18 protein-coding genes and 1 tRNA gene are annotated in these 15,580 nt (G+C 59.8%); 7 read left to right on the top strand and 12 right to left on the bottom strand.

Annotated features, from left to right (window positions below; translation table 11 throughout):
* Window positions 1-15: 15 nt before the first annotated feature.
* On the bottom strand, window positions 16-888 hold the full coding sequence (locus ABL914_RS05115; protein ID WP_391562086.1) for a hypothetical protein: 873 nt from the start codon (window positions 886-888) through the stop codon (window positions 16-18).
* A gap of 103 nt (window positions 889-991) precedes the next feature.
* Window positions 992-1,624, bottom strand: coding sequence for a thiamine phosphate synthase (gene thiE / locus ABL914_RS05110; RefSeq protein WP_391562085.1), 633 nt, complete (start codon window positions 1,622-1,624; stop codon window positions 992-994).
* Between the two features lie 77 nt (window positions 1,625-1,701).
* On the opposite strand from thiE, the gene ABL914_RS05105 reads away from it, so the two are divergent.
* Window positions 1,702-2,088, top strand: a complete 387-nt coding sequence (locus tag ABL914_RS05105; protein WP_391562084.1) for a hypothetical protein — start codon at window positions 1,702-1,704, stop codon at window positions 2,086-2,088.
* On the opposite strand, the gene ABL914_RS05100 is transcribed toward ABL914_RS05105, so the two are convergent.
* From ABL914_RS05100 to tkt, 4 genes are all read right to left on the bottom strand, one after another.
* Entirely contained in the window at window positions 2,085-2,975 is an 891-nt protein-coding gene (locus ABL914_RS05100; RefSeq protein ID WP_391562083.1) for a fructose bisphosphate aldolase, read from the bottom strand. The genes ABL914_RS05105 and ABL914_RS05100 overlap by 4 nt on opposite strands.
* A gap of 90 nt (window positions 2,976-3,065) precedes the next feature.
* Window positions 3,066-4,268 carry a phosphoglycerate kinase gene (locus ABL914_RS05095; RefSeq protein WP_391562082.1) on the bottom strand — a complete coding sequence of 401 codons (1,203 nt, stop codon included), beginning with the start codon at window positions 4,266-4,268 and terminating at the stop codon, window positions 3,066-3,068.
* 182 nt (window positions 4,269-4,450) lie between these two features.
* Window positions 4,451-5,458: a type I glyceraldehyde-3-phosphate dehydrogenase gene (gene gap / locus ABL914_RS05090; protein WP_391562081.1), complete on the bottom strand. Its 1,008-nt coding sequence runs from the start codon at window positions 5,456-5,458 to the stop codon at window positions 4,451-4,453.
* Between the two features lie 16 nt (window positions 5,459-5,474).
* Window positions 5,475-7,448, bottom strand: a complete 1,974-nt coding sequence (tkt, locus tag ABL914_RS05085; protein WP_391562080.1) for a transketolase — start codon at window positions 7,446-7,448, stop codon at window positions 5,475-5,477.
* 170 nt (window positions 7,449-7,618) lie between these two features.
* On the opposite strand from tkt, the gene ABL914_RS05080 reads away from it, so the two are divergent.
* The 5 genes from ABL914_RS05080 to ABL914_RS05060 all read left to right on the top strand — a co-directional run bounded on the left by ABL914_RS05080 (window position 7,619) and on the right by ABL914_RS05060 (window position 10,275).
* Entirely contained in the window at window positions 7,619-7,819 is a 201-nt protein-coding gene (locus ABL914_RS05080; RefSeq protein ID WP_391562079.1) for a hypothetical protein, read from the top strand.
* Between the two features lie 7 nt (window positions 7,820-7,826).
* A complete protein-coding gene (locus tag ABL914_RS05075) occupies window positions 7,827-8,141 on the top strand; it encodes a cell division protein ZapA (protein ID WP_391562078.1) in 315 nt (104 codons plus the stop codon).
* Between the two features lie 225 nt (window positions 8,142-8,366).
* Entirely contained in the window at window positions 8,367-8,942 is a 576-nt protein-coding gene (locus tag ABL914_RS05070; RefSeq protein WP_391562077.1) for a 5-formyltetrahydrofolate cyclo-ligase, read from the top strand.
* Window positions 8,939-9,163 (top strand): DUF2842 domain-containing protein, encoded by a 225-nt coding sequence (locus ABL914_RS05065; RefSeq protein ID WP_391562076.1) that lies wholly within the window; start codon window positions 8,939-8,941, stop codon window positions 9,161-9,163. The genes ABL914_RS05070 and ABL914_RS05065 overlap by 4 nt, the downstream gene beginning before the upstream one ends.
* Window positions 9,164-9,198: 35 nt before the next feature.
* Window positions 9,199-10,275, top strand: a complete 1,077-nt coding sequence (locus ABL914_RS05060; RefSeq protein WP_391562075.1) for an MBL fold metallo-hydrolase — start codon at window positions 9,199-9,201, stop codon at window positions 10,273-10,275.
* Window positions 10,276-10,288: 13 nt separating this feature from the next.
* Here ABL914_RS05060 and ABL914_RS05055 read toward each other — a convergent pair.
* Window positions 10,289-10,365, bottom strand: a tRNA-Asp gene (locus tag ABL914_RS05055).
* Window positions 10,366-10,599: 234 nt separating this feature from the next.
* Here ABL914_RS05055 and ABL914_RS05050 point away from each other — a divergent pair.
* On the top strand, window positions 10,600-11,046 hold the full coding sequence (locus ABL914_RS05050) for a hypothetical protein (RefSeq protein WP_391562074.1): 447 nt from the start codon (window positions 10,600-10,602) through the stop codon (window positions 11,044-11,046).
* A gap of 2 nt (window positions 11,047-11,048) precedes the next feature.
* Here ABL914_RS05050 and ABL914_RS05045 read toward each other — a convergent pair whose 3' ends face one another.
* From ABL914_RS05045 to ABL914_RS05025, 5 genes are all read right to left on the bottom strand, one after another.
* A complete protein-coding gene (locus ABL914_RS05045; RefSeq protein WP_391562073.1) occupies window positions 11,049-11,636 on the bottom strand; it encodes a YdeI/OmpD-associated family protein in 588 nt (195 codons plus the stop codon).
* Window positions 11,637-11,654: 18 nt separating this feature from the next.
* Entirely contained in the window at window positions 11,655-12,926 is a 1,272-nt protein-coding gene (locus tag ABL914_RS05040) for a dihydrolipoamide acetyltransferase family protein (RefSeq protein WP_391562072.1), read from the bottom strand.
* Window positions 12,927-12,929: 3 nt separating this feature from the next.
* Window positions 12,930-13,988: an alpha-ketoacid dehydrogenase subunit beta gene (locus tag ABL914_RS05035; protein WP_391562071.1), complete on the bottom strand. Its 1,059-nt coding sequence runs from the start codon at window positions 13,986-13,988 to the stop codon at window positions 12,930-12,932.
* Window positions 13,985-15,286: a 3-methyl-2-oxobutanoate dehydrogenase (2-methylpropanoyl-transferring) subunit alpha gene (locus ABL914_RS05030; RefSeq protein ID WP_391562070.1), complete on the bottom strand. Its 1,302-nt coding sequence runs from the start codon at window positions 15,284-15,286 to the stop codon at window positions 13,985-13,987. The genes ABL914_RS05035 and ABL914_RS05030 overlap by 4 nt, the downstream gene beginning before the upstream one ends.
* Before the next feature lie 94 nt (window positions 15,287-15,380).
* Window positions 15,381-15,580, bottom strand: a 200-nt coding sequence (locus ABL914_RS05025) for a thymidylate synthase (protein ID WP_391562069.1), incomplete at its 5' end; no start/stop codon positions are given.

The raw sequence follows: 15,580 nt of genomic DNA, 5'->3' as shown, positions 1-15,580 counted from the left end.
TGAGTTGTCCGGTTTTTAGGTAGCAGGAGCCTCAGCCGCTTTGGCCGGCGCTGGCGCGCCAAACCCGCACTGCTTCTGTTCGCTGTTGACTTCCTTGGTGATGCGGGTGGCGTTTTGCCCATAGGCCTCGGTCACAGAACCTTGGTTGACAGTTTTGCCGCGCAGATCGCTGACGTTCTCACACAGGTGGAAGACCAGCGCGGAATCCGCCTTCTTCTTTCCGTCCTTCGGCGCGATCCAATAAACGGTATCGATCCCGCCAGGATTGGCTTCAGACTTGGTCGCATCGGCCACCGCAGCGGAATCGCGCGCGATATCCTGCGCCTGCTGGGCTACTTCGGGGGAACAGGCCGTAGTTGGCTGGCCAGATTTGATCTGCGCCGCGCACTGGTTCATGTCTTCGGTATATTGCTCGGTCGATGGCGGCTTGAAATCAATCCCGATCACAGTCGCCAGCAAAGCAAGGGCCACACCCACGCCGCCGGCGATCTTCTTGTTCTTGGGATCCATATCCTTGTCGAGGAAGATCAGCGCGAGCAGCGGCAGGAAGGCGATCACCGTGATGATCGCGCCCAGCTGATTCTGGATGAAGAACCGGAAACCATCGGCGCGGCTTGCGGGATCGTGCTTGTTTGCGGTCTTCCACATCAGGCTGCCGCCGATAGCGAAAGCGGCGATCAACACCATCAGCCCAATTAGCAGCGCCATGTTGCCAGACTGGAACTTGCCCTGCTTCAGCATCACGATGGCGCCGATTTCGGTCCCAATCGCGACCAACCAGGCCAGCGCGGCATAGATCCGCAATTTCTTGGCCTTGCCTTTTTGATCCTGCGTTGCTGCCCACGCCTTGGTTACATCAACCTGCGGTGCCGGTTCATTCTCTGCCATTTTCAACCCCTTCGATGCGCCTTGTCGGGCGCTACCTTGCCAACCAACCCCATGAAATTCCGCGCGTCAACAGATTTGCAGGCGCAGGATCCGCTTACCCAGATCAGCCCTTGCCCAGCACCTGCGCAAAAGCCTTGATCGCCGCCACTTCGTCGCCGCCCCATACGGCGTGACTTGCGGCCAGGAAATCTGCGCCCGCTTCGATCAAAGGTCTACAATTGTCAGGCGTAATCCCGCCGATGGCGACACACGGCACCTCCATCAGTTTTTGCCACCAATTTAGCAACTCCAGCTCAGCCCGATGTTCGGTAACTTTGGTTTGCGTTGGGAAAAATGCGCCAAATGCAACGTAATCAGCGCCGGCTTCACCAGCTTCCAGCCCCAGATCGCGGCTGGCATGGCAGGTTACACCGATCTGAGCATCGCGGCCCAGCTCTGCACGGGCATCAGCCACATCGCCGTCGCCCTGCCCCAAATGAACCCCGTCGGCGCCAAGCCGTTTGGCCAGGCTGATCGAATCGTTGATGATGAACGCCACCTCACGGCTCGCGCAGATCGCCTGAAGCGGCTGCGCCAGCCGCGCGGCCTCATGCTCGTCCACGTCCTTGACCCTGAACTGAAAGGCCGCAATTTGGGCAGGCCCTCCCATCCCGGCATCAAGCGCGCGGGCAAGCCGTTCTGGAAACTGGCCGGAAACATCGAGCGGGGAAATCAGGTAAAGCTGGCAATTGGACATTCCAGCGCTTTAGCCTGCTCAGCCGGGCAGGCCAAGTGTTCGGCGCAGGTTCATGCAGAATGGGCTATTTCCAGCGAATGATCCGCCGTCTTCCCTTGCTGGCATTAACTGCCGCCCTCGCCTCAGCCTGCGTAACTTTGCCCAAGGTCAACGAGGACGGATCAAGCGAAGTCAGGCTTGGTCAGAAGGCCAATCTTGGCGGCCCTGTCGTTACCGTGATGAAAGTATTGGAAGACAGCCGCTGCCCGATGGAAGCGCGCTGTGCCTGGGCCGGACGGGTTAGGCTGCGCGTACGGATCCAGCTGGGCAGTGGAACCAGGCTGAGCGAACTTGCCAGTGACCAGCCGCTGCCAGTGGCAGACGGCACCCTGGAATTGCTGGGCACAATGCCGCCGCGCAGCACCCAGCGCACAATCGCGCCAGGTGACTACCGGTTTGCCCTGAAATTCAGCGGCGGGCTTTAGCCGGCCTTGACCGTAGACCCGGTGTAGATCGCGTCGATCGCTTCACCCAGCGCAGCGTCAAATTCGGCGTCACTCATCTGGAACCGCAGATCTTCCAGCAGCGCGCGGCTGAAGCTGGCGATGATGCCCTTGTTTCTGGACAGCTCTGCGCAGGCTTCGGGGCGCTTGTAGCCGCCTGAAAGCGCCACCACGCGCAGCACCTTGGGGTGGCGGACCAGCGGATCGAACGTGCCGGGGATAACCGGCAGGCTCAGCTTAAGCATCACCTGCTCGTTCATGCCCTCAAGGTTCTTCAGCAGTTCGGCCAGCAACAGCTCGTCGCAGGCCCCGCGCGTATCGCTCTTGATGTTCACTTCAGGCTCAAGCATCGGCATCAGGCCGCCTTTCAACACCTGGCGTCCCACTTCAAACTGCTGCGCGACAATATCGGCAATGCCCGATGCATTGGCCGAATTGATAACCGAGCGCTCCTTGGTGCCATAGACGCCCAGCGCCTTTGATCGCGCCAACAACGCGTCCAGTTCAGGCATTGGCTTCATCATTTGCACACCGCGATCTTCGTCTTCCAGACCCTTGTCGATCTTGATAAACGGCACAACGCCTTTGGCGATCAGCGCAGCCGGGGTCGGCAGTCCATCAACGGTTCCATCCATGGTCCGTTCGAACAGGATCGCACCGATCACCTTGCTGCCGGTGAACGCCGCAGAGCGGATGATCCGGCTGCGCATGTCATGGATCAAGCCATACATTCCGGCCTCGTCGCTCCACGCATCTTCACCGATTCCATAGCCTGCAAGCGCCTTTGGAGTCGATCCACCAGACTGATCCAACGCAGCAATAAAGCCGTTTCCGGCGGCCATCTTGGCGGTCATCTCGGCGGTGTTCATGGCTATCGATCCTTGTGCTGCATACGTATGTGTTGGCGCGCCTTTAGCGGCCCTGTTTCTGGCCTGCAAGTGCGCTAACCTTGATTGGGCTCAGCCGCGCTCCAGCGCAACAACGCCCGGCAATTCCTTGCCTTCCATCCATTCCAGGAATGCGCCGCCAGCGGTGGAAATATAGCTGAAATCCTGTGCCGCGCCGGCATGGGCCAATGCCGCAACTGTATCGCCCCCACCCGCAACGGAAACCAGCGCGCCTTCCTTGGTCAAGGCTGCCGCGTTCTTCGCGAGCGCAACGGTGGCGGCATCAAATGGCTGGGTTTCAAACGCGCCCAGCGGCCCATTCCAGACCAGTGTCCGGCACGTTTTGAGAACATCGGCCAGTGCTTCGGCAGCTTGCGGGCCAAGATCAAGGATCATCTCGTCAGCCGCAACTTCATGGACGTTGCAGATCCGCAAGCTTGCCGGATTGGCAGCAAATTCCTTTGCCACCACAACATCGTAGGGGAGATGCACGGTGCACCCGGCCTTGTCGGCCGCATCAAGGATCGCGTCACAAGTCGGGGCGAGTTCATGTTCGCACAATGACTTGCCGACATTAACCCCGCGCGCTGCCAGGAACGTATTGGCCATTCCCCCGCCGATGATAAGATGATCGACCTTGGTCACCAGGTGGGTCAGCACGTCAAGCTTCGATGAAACCTTGGCGCCGCCCACCACGGCGGCAACTGGCCGCTGCGGATCGCCCAGTGCGGCCTGCAGCGCCTTCAATTCGGCTTCCATCGATCGTCCGGCATAGGCTGGTAGAAGATGCGCCAACCCTTCAGTGCTGGCATGCGCCCGGTGCGCGGCAGAGAAGGCATCGTTCACATAAAGATCGGCATTGGCCGCAATCGCCTTGGCCAGTTTTGGATCGTTCGTTTCTTCACCCTTCCAGAACCGGGTGTTCTCCAGCAGGGCAATATCGCCCGGTTGAAGAATGCCAATCGACTGCGCGACCACTGGTCCGGCAATCTCAGGCACGAACATCACTTCCCTGCCCAGCACCGCCTGGACGGCATCGAGCGTCATCGAAACCGACATGGTCGAAACCCGCTCACCCTTGGGCCGACCGAAATGCGCGAGTAGCAAAACCTTTGCGCCTTTTGCCGACAGCTCTAGGATCGTCGGCGCAGCCGCCCGCACGCGGGTATCGTCGGTAACGTGGGCATCTTGCATCGGCAGATTGAGATCAACCCTGACCAGCGCGACTTTGCCGGTCAGATCGCCCAGATCATCAAGGGTCTTGAACTTGGTCATTGTCGCATCCTTTTGAGCGCCGACCGGCCCCCATCTATCCAAATCCGTCACCCGTCTCAGACCGAAGCCCTGTTGAACCGCTATGCCGCTCCGCATGGGGACGCAACTGCACTTCAGTCATCGGTCACGATGGATGCTGGAACAAGTTCAGCATGACGAAGTTGTCTGAAGTTGCGTTTCGCCTAAATCAACTTCCCCATTGCCCCGGCCGTGTCGATCATCCGGTTGGAGAAGCCCCATTCGTTATCGTACCAGCTAAGCACACGGACCAGCTTGCCGTCGATCACAGCTGTTTCCAGGCTATCGATGGTGCTGCTGTTGGCACAGCCGTTGTAATCGATTGAAACCAGCGGTTCGTCACTGAAGCCCAGAATGCCCTTAAGTGGTCCATCTGCCGCCGCCTTAAGCAGCGCATTGACTTCATCCTTGGTCGTTTCGCGGCCCGGCTGGAACGTAAGATCGACAACCGAGACATTTGGGGTCGGCACCCGGATTGCGCTGCCATCCAGCTTGCCCTTCAATTCGGGCAACACTTCGCCCACCGCGCGGGCTGCGCCGGTAGTGGTGGGGATCATCGACATCCCGGCGGCACGGGCACGGCGCGGATCCTCGTGGATCTGGTCAAGGATCTTCTGATCGTTGGTATAGGCATGGACCGTGGTCATCAGCCCGCGTTCAATCCCGATGGCATCGTTGAGCACCTTGGCGAACGGCGCGAGGCAGTTGGTGGTGCACGATGCGTTTGACACGATTGTGTGGCCGGCTTCGAGCTTGTCATGGTTGACCCCATAAACGACCGTCAGATCAACCCCTTTGCCCGGCGCTGAAATCAGCACGCGCTTGGCCCCGGCGGCCAGATGCTTTTCGCAAGATGCGCGGTCGGTAAAAAAGCCGGTACATTCCAGCACGATGTCCACGCCGTTTGCACCGTGCGGCAGGTTGGCGGGATCACGTTCAGCCGTAACGTGAATGCGCTTGCCATTGATCACCAGATCATTGCCATCGGCCGATACGCTGCCCGAAAAGGCGCCGTGCACGCTGTCACGCTGAAACAGCATGGCATTAGCCTGAGCCGAAGCCAGATCGTTGATCGAAACCAGTTCGAGATCATGATCGGTGCGCTGCAAAAGCGCCCGCGCCACATTGCGCCCGATGCGCCCGAAACCGTTGATCGCAACCTTGATCGCCATGGTCAAAAACTCCTGCCTATTGGCCCAACCGGGCCATGATTTGAGGGACAATTTTGTCAGCACTAAGGCCGAAGTAATCGTAAAGCTTATCAGCTGGTGCCGAAGCCCCGAAGCTGTCGATGCCGATGGTCAAGCCGTCGCCGACATACTTTTGCCAGCCGAGCGTAATCCCCGCTTCGATCGAAACCTTGAGCACGCCCGCCGGCAACAGATCTGCCCGGTAGGCTGTGTCCTGTTCATCAAATAGTTCGCAGCACGGCATCGAGACAACATCGGCACCGATCCCGCTTGCTTCAAGCTGCGCAGCACAGGCCAGGGCAATTTCAACTTCTGAACCAGAGGCGACCAGCACCGCTTGCCGCGCTGCATCAGCCGTTTTGAGCCGGTAGCCGCCCTTGGCGGTCTTCATCTCTGCCTCAAACCGAACGGGCGGCAGGTTCTGGCGCGAAAGTGCCAATGCCGAAGGCCGGTCCGCTTGCTTCAGCGCCAACGCCCAGCTCTCAGCAGTTTCGATTGCATCGGCTGGACGGAATACCAGCAAATTCGGGATGGCCCGCAGGCTCATCACATGTTCGATCGGCTGATGGGTCGGGCCATCTTCGCCAAGCCCGATGCTGTCGTGGGTCAGCACATAAACCACCCGCGCCTTTTGAATTGCCGACATCCGGATCGCGTTGCGGCAATAGTCGGCAAAGACCAGGAAGGTGCCGCCATAAGGGATCACACCGCCGTGCAATGCCATCCCGTTCATCGCCGCGGCCATGCCGAATTCGCGAATTCCATAATGGACATGACGGCCCGCATAGTCGCTGGCACTGAACGGCGTGGTTGCCTTGGTTTTGGTAAGATTGGAACCGGTCAGATCGGCCGAACCGCCAACCAGTTCGGGAATCGCCGCAGTAAGCGCCTCCAGCGCCATCTCGCTGGCCTTGCGGGTGGCTACCTTGGGCGGATTTTCAATCAGTGACGCAAGGTAATCGCGCGCCGCACTCTTGTCTGCGGGAAGCTCACCCGCCATTCGCCGGGAAAATTCGCTGCCTTGCGGATCGGCTGCAAGCCGGGCTTCCCAAACGGCGCGAGCGGCAGCGCCCTTGGCGCCCAGGCTGCGCCAATCGGCCAGGATTTCGGCAGGCACTTCAAACGGAGCGGCGGTCCAGCCCAGGTATTCGCGGGCTGCGGCAATTTCATCGGCGCCCAGCGGGGCACCGTGAACGCTGTGGCCGCCCTGCTTGTTAGGTGCGCCTTTGCCAATCACGGTCTTGCAGGCAACCAGCGACGGCCGCGGATCGGCAGCGGCTTCGGCCAATGCCCGGGCGATATCTGCAAAATCGTGGCCATCGCAGCGGGTCACGTGCCAACCGCTGGCCAAATAACGCGCGGCGATATCTTCGCAGGTAGAAAGGCTGGTATCGCCGTCAATGGTGATGTTGTTATCATCCCACAACACGTTGAGCCCGCCCAGCTTCATCATCCCGGCCAGGCCGACCGCTTCGTGGTTGATCCCTTCCATCAGGCAGCCATCGCCAGCAATCACCCAGGTCTTGTGATCGACCAGGCCTGCGCCAAAGGTGGCATTGAGGTGACGCTCAGCCATGGCCATACCCACAGCCATCGCAAAGCCCTGCCCCAACGGCCCGGTGGTGCATTCAATCCCGGCCAGCTCGGTGTTTTCCGGGTGCCCGGCGCAAACCGAGTGAAGCTGGCGAAAATTGCGGATGTCCGCCATCGTCGGTGCTTCATATCCGGTTAGATGGAGCAACGAATATATCAGCATCGAGCCATGCCCGGCCGATAGTACGAAGCGATCGCGATCAGGCCATTTGGGCGCCGCAGGATCAAATTTGAGCGCTTGGGAAAACAGCACAGTCGCAACATCGGCCATGCCCATCGGCATACCGGGGTGGCCCGAATTGGCCGCCTGGACTGCATCCATCGAAAGCGCCCGAATGGCATTGGCCATGGGCGCGAGGCGGGCAGAATCGAGGATCATGATGCAATGGCTCCAGGCAGGCGCGACAAACGCAGCGATTCGGCGCGAGGGCCTCTTCGCCAAGCCATGCCCCTGCGTCAAGGCGGGGACTATCGCTGATCCCTAGCAAACGGTGGGAAAAGCGCGGTGCAACGCTTTGCCTTGGCACTGTTTCGCGTTAAGCATGCCTCATGAATGGGGATCCCAGCAGCACCGCGATTGCCCGGATCGAAGCGGCCCTCACCCGGATTGAGGCTGCCGCAGCGCGGCCGCGCTCTGCTTCAGGGGCCGATGATCTGACCAATCTTCAATCCAAACATGATCGCTTGCGCACTGCGGTGCAGGATTCGCTCGAACAGCTCGACCAGCTGATCGAAGGCGCGCAAGGGTGATCGGCGGATGAGCAACGTCAATCTTTCAATCGGCGGACGAAGCTATCTGGTGGCCTGTGCCGCGGGTGAGGAAGCACGGGTTGCCGAACTGGGCGAAGCGATCGAAGGCAAAGTCCGCGAAATAGGCGCATCCAGCCACAACGAAGTGCGGCTGCTGCTGTTTGCGGCGCTGCTGCTTGCCGATGAAAACCATGAGCTGAAGAGCAAGGGCGGTGCAGCCATTGCACATCCAAGCACTGAATTCAGCACGGGTCCCAGCGCCGCCGCACTTGATGCTTTGGCTGACCGTCTGGAAAAATGCGCCTCTGCCCTTGAGGGATAGGCCGCAAAGGCTTATCTATGGCAATGACGGGTACTGCCCGGTGCGAGCCTTTGAAAATCCCTGAGGCTATAAGCAAATCCCTGGGGGCTGTCCCTGGTTGGGCTCTGGCCTGGCACACACGGTTCCCACCTGACGTGAACGCGTCAGAGGATTTCCTGGCAACGGCCCATGGTGGTCCCGTCACCCACGCCTCCCGATATCGGGAGGAGCAGGAATGGACTTTGCGTGATCGACAAGAAAACGTTGCGCGCCGATCTGAAACGCCGCCGCACTGAATTCGTCGCCGCAATCCCCGAAAGCATGCGCGCGCTGCTGTTCAGTCGTCCGCCAGCCGCGATTGCCGATCTGGTGCCAGATGGCGCGGTGGTTTCGGTATTCCATGAAATGGCCGGCGAAGTTCCCGCGTCCAACTATGCCCGCTGGTTTGCTGAGCGCGGCCACCGCATCGCCCTGCCGTGGTTAGCCGCCCGCAGCGCACCGATGCTGTTTCGCGAATGGTCAAATCCGTTTGCCGATGATGAACTGGTTAGCGATCCCTACCAGGCACTGCAGCCGCGTGCCGATGCGCCGCTGCTGGTGCCCGATGTGATGTTTTGCCCGCTCCTTGGTTTTACCACCAGCGGCGGGCGGATTGGCTATGGTGCCGGGTTTTATGATCGCTGGCTCATGGAACACCGCCCCACATTGGCAATTGGGTTGGCCTGGGATTGTCAGCTGGAAGCGGTGATCCCGATCGAGCCGCACGATCAGCCGCTCGATCTGGTCGTAACGCAAACCCGGGTCTATGGGCCGTGGTCATGAGAACCGAACCAACCTTGCGGATCCCGTTTGGCATACTGGCACTGCTTGCAGTGCTGATGGCCTATGCCGTGCTGGTGGCGCACTTTCTTGCCCCATACATTGCGCACTGGCCCGCGCTGGCGCAGACCCCGGTCTATATCGTGCTGGGGGTGGTCTGGCTGCTGCCCCTGAAACGATTTCTGATCTGGATGGAAACGGGACGCTGGCGCGCGCCGGATTGAACCGATACCCTGATGGCCTACCGGAGGGGAATTGAATGAGACGCAAAGGCGCAATCATCGCTGGGCTGCTGGCGATATTCATCGGACTGGCGCTGATTTTCGGGCGCGGCGCGATTGGCAAGCGGGCATTTGAAAGCGCGCTGGAAAACAATGTCGGCATCGATCAAGCGGCCAAGCTGGGCGATGGCCTGCACGCCTATGTCTGTGGCAGCGGCTCTCCCATGCCCGATGCTGATCGCGCTGGCCCCTGCATTGCGGTGCTGGCGGGAAATCAGGCTTTCATCTTCGATTCAGGCTCTGGATCAATCCGCAAATTGATGCGGATGGGCTTTCCCATGAACAAGCTGCAGGCCGAATTTCTGACCCACCTTCATTCCGATCATATCGACGGTCTGGGTGAAGCCATGCTGCAAGCATGGGTTGGTGGCCGGCGCTCTGCTCCACTGCCAATCTATGGCCCGCCGGGGACTGACAAGATCGTGGCCGGTTTCAACGCGGCCTATGCAATCGATAGCTCTTACCGCGTTGCCCACCATGGTCCCAAAGTGGTCCAGCCCGGCGGCTTTGGCGGCACGGCCCAGATCATCACCCTGGCTGACGGCACTGACAGCCAGGTAGTTTACGACAAGGAAGGAGTCCGGATCACGGTAATCCGGGTCAACCATGCTCCGATCAGCCCGGCTTATGGCTACCGCATCGATTACAAGGGGCGCTCGATCGCGATCAGCGGCGATACGGTCTATGCGCCCGCATTGGTGGCTGCTGCCACCGGCTCTGATGTGTTGTTCCACGAAGCGCTCAATAAAGCGATGGTCGCAGCACTGGGTGCCAAGCTGGGTGAACGCGGCCAGGCCAACAACGCGCAGATCATGCAGGACATCCAGAACTATCACGCCAGTCCCGAAGACGCCGCGCGTACGGCCAGGGAAGCTGGAGTCTCTACATTGGTGCTTTACCACCTTGTCCCGCCGCTGCCCTCAAAGCTGATCGAACCCATGTTTCTGGGCAAGGCACCATCAATCTTTGGTGGCAAGCTTATGGTAGGCAAGGACGGCATGATCGTCAGCCTGCCAGCGGGCGGCAAGGCCGTGAATATCACATCTGCATGGTAGGAAAATTCCCAAGTGGCGCGAGTGACGGGGCTCGAACCCGCGACCTTCGGCGTGACAGGCCGACACTCTAACCAACTGAGCTACACCCGCGCAGCCACTTGGGAGCAGCGCCACTAGGACAGCGCGCCGGGGCTGTCAACAGGGTTCATCGGGGAGTTTGTCAGGCTCTTCAACAGCCTCTGCAAACCATCTGCATTGGCAAGTTTACGGGGCGATTGCGCATCCAGCCTCACTCGCCTTACGTCGGCATTAACCATTCCTTTGCCCGGAGTTGCGACAAGATCCCCGTCGTGCCGCATCGGCACTGGCAGGGGATATTGCTACGTGAAACTTCGTCGCTCGTTAGCTGGCCTTAGCTTGGCTTTGGCGTTGGCCGTTCCGGCAACAACCTTGGCCGCACCGCTGATCGCGCTTGATAGCGCCGTGTTCGTTGAGCGGATCAAGCCAGGCAAAGGGCGGCTATTGCAACCCGCCGCCACATTCAGGCGCGGCGACCGCGTGGTATATGTGGTCAGCTGGGTGCGAAAAAGCGGGGCAGGTTCGTTTACAGTCACCTATGCAGTGCCGCGCGCGGTCTATTTCCAGGGAAGCGCCGATGGATCAGAGCAAGTCTCAATCGATGGCGGCAAGCATTGGGGAAAGCTTGATCAAATGCGGGCCGGAACCCGGCTAGCCACGCCAGAGGATGTCACGCATTTGCGCTGGCAGATTTCAGCTGGCGATGCCGCGCGCGGATCTGGTGAAATCGCCTATTCCGCGATCGTTCGCTAGGATCAGCAGTTCTCATACTTCCAGTTGCGCTTCTTGCCTTCGGCCAACCATTCGATTGCTTGAACGATCCGCTTGGCACGGGTTTCATCGCGCTTGGCATCATTGACCCATTCAGCGTATTCCCGCCGGTGCGATGGCGCGAAGGATTTGAATGTGGCCTTCGCCGCAGGGCTGGCATCAAGCGCAGCTGCAAATTCGGGGTTGAGCGCCAGTTCCGGCTTGGCCGTTCGCGGCGCAGCCTTGGGCTTGATCGCGGTCCCTGCTTCATCAATCCGCGCCGCAGCCGCGCCAAGCCTGGCCTTGATAATGGTGCTGCCTGGAATGTCGGCTAGGCTGGCGATCTTGCCATATTGACCCATCGCATCGCCCTGGCGCCCATCGCCGTGGATCACAAAAGCACAGTGTGCCTTGAAACCGGATATCCCGGCAAGGTTCTTACCCTTGTATAGGAAGTGCGGCATGCCCCACTTGATCGCCTCTTCCAGCCCCGGCACGGCAGCGTGGATCGCGGCGCGCAAATTGATCAGGATTGGCTGGGCAAACGGAGCGGCCTTGGCGATGTAGGCATCTACTTTCGGATCGGACACCATGCCTGCGCCTTTTCAAATTCAATCAGCCAACAGCAGCACCGGCACTTCGATCAGCCGCTTGACTGCCTGAATGTAACTTGCCGCATCCCAGCCATCAACCACGCGGTGATCGCAGCTGATCGAAATGTTCATCAGCTTGCGCTTCTCGATCCGTTCACCGCCCATCCCGTCGCCAACAAACATCGGCCGTTCGACAATCCGGTTGGGGCCAATGATCGCCACTTCAGGGCGGTTGATCACCGGAGTGGTCGCCACCCCGCCAAGCGGGCCCAGCGAAGTAATGGTCAACGTTGAACCTGATAGTTCCTCACTTTTGGCGCTGCCGGTGCGGGCGGCTTCGGCAAGGCGGACAATTTCGGCCGCAAGCTGCCACAGGTTTTTGTCCTGTGCATCGCGGATCACCGGCACCATCAACCCGCCTTCGGTTTGGGTTGCCATGCCCAGGTGGACCGAGCCAAAGCGCTGGACCAAGCCCGCTTCATCATCATAGCGCGCGTTGAGCATTGGGTAATCCGGCAAGGCACGGCAGATTGCGGTGATCAGCAGTGGCAACATAGTCAACTTGGGACGGCTGCCGCGCGCAGAATTTAGCTGCGCACGCATTTCTTCCAGCGCAGTCACATCGCACTCTTCGACATAGGAAAAATGCGGAATGTTCCGCTTGGCCGCGGCCATGTTTTCTGCAATCCGGCGGCGCAGGCCCATCACCTTGACGGTCTGGTCCACGCCCTTGGTGCCAGCTGCGCGAAAGCCGCCCGCGGCGTTGTAGGATAGGAATGCATCAAGATCGGCATGGCGAATGCGGCCGTCTTCGGCCGGCTTCACGTGCGCAAGATCGATCGCAAGTTCGGATGCGCGCGCACGCACGGCCGGGCTGGCAAGTACTTTGGTCTGGTGCGCCGGCGCGGCAACCGGCACACGCGCAGGAACCGGAGCAGGCGGCGGAAGCGGAGCCGCCGCTTCAGCCTTGGCGCCATCGGCCGCCTTGGAAGTTTCTGCTTGAGCAGGCTGAGCCGACACCGCTGCCCCCGGCCGCTCCTCAACCTCGCCTTCAACCTCGATCACCACCAGCGCCGATCCGATCGCGATCATATCGCCTTCTTCACCGCCGATTGAAACCACCACACCCGAAACCGGGCTTTCCATTTCGACCGTGGCCTTGTCAGTCATGACATCGGCAACTTTGTCGTCTTCCTCAATCCGATCACCAACCTTGACGTGCCAGGCGACGATTTCAGCCTCGGCGATGCCTTCGCCGATATCGGGGAGGTTGAATGTGAACTTGCCCATTATCTAAGCTTTCGAGAGCCGATCGACTGCCTCGCCAATGCGGACAGGACCGGGGAAATACGCCCATTCAAGGCTGTGAGGATAGGGAGTATCAAAACCCGTGACGCGCTCAATCGGGGCTTCAAGATGGTAGAAGCAGCGCTCTTGGACCAGCGCTGAAAGTTCCGCGCCAAACCCGCCGGTGCGGGTCGCTTCGTGAACAATCAAACATTTTCCGGTTTTCTTGACCGAAGCCTCAATCGTTTCGATATCAAGCGGCACCAATGTGCGTAGGTCGATAATCTCGGCATCGATGCCGTGCTCTGCGCAGACTGCCGTGGCAACGTGAATCATGGTGCCATAGGCCAGGACTGTCATCGCCTCGCCGGCGCGCACGATCCGGGCCTTGCCCAAGGGTATCTTGTAGTAACCTTCAGGTACTTCGCTGCCTTCATGCCTGGCCCAAGGCTCAACCGGCTTGTCATAATAGCCACTGAACGGGCCGTTGTAGATCCGTTTGGGCTCAAAGAAGATCACCGGATCGTTATCTTCAATCGCCGCGATCAGCAGACCTTTGGCATCGTGCGGAGTGCACGGGATCACGGTCTTCAGGCCCGCTACGTGCGTAAACAGTGCCTCGGGGCTTTGGCTATGGGTTTGCCCGCCGAAAATCCCGCCGCCAAAGGGTGATCGCACTGTGATCGGCGCGGTAAAATCCCCGGCCGAACGATAGCGCATCCGCGCCGCTTCGCTGATCAGTTGATCAAGTCCGGGATAGATGTAATCGGCAAACTGGATCTCAGGCACCGGACGCAGGCCATATGCCCCCATCCCTACCGCGGCACCGATAATGCCGCATTCGTTGATCGGGGTATCGAACACGCGGGTCTTGCCGTATTTCTTTTGCAGGCCTGCCGTGGCGCGAAACACCCCGCCAAAATAGCCAACGTCCTCACCAAACACGACAACGTTGTCGTCATGCCCCATCATCACGTCCAGTGCATCGTTGATCGCCTCGATCATGTTGAGGCGGCGCGTGGGCGCTTCGCTGAGGCTCACCGGGGCTTCCTCTTGTCGGATCATGTCTCTTTCCAATCGGGCCACTTGATCCGGCGCTCGCGGATGGCCTGCTGCGCCTGTTCCTCAAGGTTCCAGGGCAGTTCTTCGAACACATCTTCGAACATGGTGTGAAACGGGTGATGCAAGCCATGGCCCAGAACGCCGTTCTTTTCGGCCTCCTTGGTCGCGGCCTTTACCTGCTGCGCCAATTCCAGATCCATTGCCTCGTGCTGCGCTTCAGACCATTCGCCCAGACCGATCAGATGGCGTTTCAGCCGCATGATCGGATCGCCCAGCGGCCACTCCTCGCGCTCATGCGCGGAACGGTAGGCGCCGGGATCGTCAGAGGTTGAATGCCCCTCAGCCCGATAGGTGAAATGTTCGATCAGTGTCGGACCCTTATTGGCCCGTGCCCGATTGGCGGCCCAGCGCGCTGCGGCATAGACCGCCAGGGCATCGTTGCCATCAACCCGCAGCCCGGCGATGCCATAACCGATTGCCTTGGCGGCGAAGGTTGCCCGCTCTCCCCCGGCAAAACCCGAAAAGCTGGAGATCGCCCACTGGTTGTTGACGATGTTGAACACGCAAGGGGCGTTGAATACCGTGGCGAAGGTAAAGGCAGCATGGGCATCGCCTTCTGCGCTGGAACCCTCGCCGATCCAGGCGCTGGCGATCCGGGTATCGCCCTTGATCGCACTGGCCATCGCCCAGCCCGCAGCCTGCGGGTACTGCGTTGCCAGATTGCCACTGATTGAGAAAAAGCCGTGCTCCTTGCTGGAATACATGATCGGCAGCTGGCGGCCCTTCAATTTATCGGCCCGGTTGGAGTAGATCTGGTTGACCATCTCAACAATCGGATAGCCCCGCGCGATCAGAATGCCTTGCTGGCGATAGCTGGGAAACACCATGTCATCGCTATCAAGCGCAAAGGCTGAAGCGACGCTGGTCGCCTCTTCGCCGGTACACTTCATGTAAAAGCTGGTCTTACCCTGGCGCTGGCCGCGATACATCCGGTCGTCAAAAGCCCGGGTCAGCGCCATCACCTGCAGCATCCGGCGCAGCGTTTCAGGATCAAGCTTGGGATCCCATGCCCCAACTGCCTGGTGGTTTTCGTCCAGAACCCGGATCAGGCCGTGGCACAGCGCATGAGTTTCGCGGGTATCACAGGCTTCATCCGGGCGCGGCATGGCACCGGCGGACGGAATATCGAGAAAGCTGTAATCTACCGGATCGCCAGGGCGAAATGGCGGTTCGGGCACATGCAGTTCAAGCGGCGGCAGATTGCCGCGCGGTTGATCGGAATTGGCGGGGCCTTCGGCCATCGCTCGCTCTCCATGCTCGCTCCCCTGCCATCGGCCTAAGGGATGCAAAATTTTAGATATGCGACATATTATTTCAAACCGGCATCAGCGTCAACTAAACTGCTACCGGTGCCACAATGGCTGGTTGCGGCGCATAACCATTCACTTCGAAGTCTTCGATCTGATAGTCAGACATGCTGCCGGACCGCCGCTTGATAGTCAAAATGGCTTCTCCGCCGGGCGCCCGCGATAGTTGCTCTTCCACCAGATCGGCATGGTTGAGGTAAAGGTGCGTATCGCCGCCCAGCCAGACCA

Origin of the sequence: Novosphingobium sp. (genome assembly GCF_040079535.1) — a bacterium.
In the GTDB taxonomy this organism is placed as follows: Bacteria; Pseudomonadota; Alphaproteobacteria; order Sphingomonadales; family Sphingomonadaceae; genus Novosphingobium.
The sequence above is the reverse complement of the archived record's forward strand: the minus strand, read 5'-3'. Positions and strand labels throughout refer to the sequence as shown.

Excerpts from the sequence above, each read along its gene's own strand:
- ABL914_RS05115 (WP_391562086.1), bottom strand. The coding sequence starts at position 888 with ATGGCAGAGAATGAACCGGCACCGCAGGTTGATGTAACCAAGGCGTGG.
- thiE (WP_391562085.1), bottom strand. The coding sequence starts at position 1,624 with ATGTCCAATTGCCAGCTTTACCTGATTTCCCCGCTCGATGTTTCCGGC.
- ABL914_RS05105 (WP_391562084.1), top strand. The coding sequence starts at position 1,702 with ATGATCCGCCGTCTTCCCTTGCTGGCATTAACTGCCGCCCTCGCCTCA.
- ABL914_RS05100 (WP_391562083.1), bottom strand. The coding sequence starts at position 2,975 with ATGAACACCGCCGAGATGACCGCCAAGATGGCCGCCGGAAACGGCTTT.
- ABL914_RS05095 (WP_391562082.1), bottom strand. The coding sequence starts at position 4,268 with ATGACCAAGTTCAAGACCCTTGATGATCTGGGCGATCTGACCGGCAAA.
- gap (WP_391562081.1), bottom strand. The coding sequence starts at position 5,458 with ATGGCGATCAAGGTTGCGATCAACGGTTTCGGGCGCATCGGGCGCAAT.
- tkt (WP_391562080.1), bottom strand. The coding sequence starts at position 7,448 with ATGATCCTCGATTCTGCCCGCCTCGCGCCCATGGCCAATGCCATTCGG.
- ABL914_RS05080 (WP_391562079.1), top strand. The coding sequence starts at position 7,619 with ATGAATGGGGATCCCAGCAGCACCGCGATTGCCCGGATCGAAGCGGCC.
- ABL914_RS05075 (WP_391562078.1), top strand. The coding sequence starts at position 7,827 with ATGAGCAACGTCAATCTTTCAATCGGCGGACGAAGCTATCTGGTGGCC.
- ABL914_RS05065 (WP_391562076.1), top strand. The coding sequence starts at position 8,939 with ATGAGAACCGAACCAACCTTGCGGATCCCGTTTGGCATACTGGCACTG.
- ABL914_RS05060 (WP_391562075.1), top strand. The coding sequence starts at position 9,199 with ATGAGACGCAAAGGCGCAATCATCGCTGGGCTGCTGGCGATATTCATC.
- ABL914_RS05045 (WP_391562073.1), bottom strand. The coding sequence starts at position 11,636 with ATGGTGTCCGATCCGAAAGTAGATGCCTACATCGCCAAGGCCGCTCCG.
- ABL914_RS05040 (WP_391562072.1), bottom strand. The coding sequence starts at position 12,926 with ATGGGCAAGTTCACATTCAACCTCCCCGATATCGGCGAAGGCATCGCC.
- ABL914_RS05035 (WP_391562071.1), bottom strand. The coding sequence starts at position 13,988 with ATGATCCGACAAGAGGAAGCCCCGGTGAGCCTCAGCGAAGCGCCCACG.
- ABL914_RS05030 (WP_391562070.1), bottom strand. The coding sequence starts at position 15,286 with ATGGCCGAAGGCCCCGCCAATTCCGATCAACCGCGCGGCAATCTGCCG.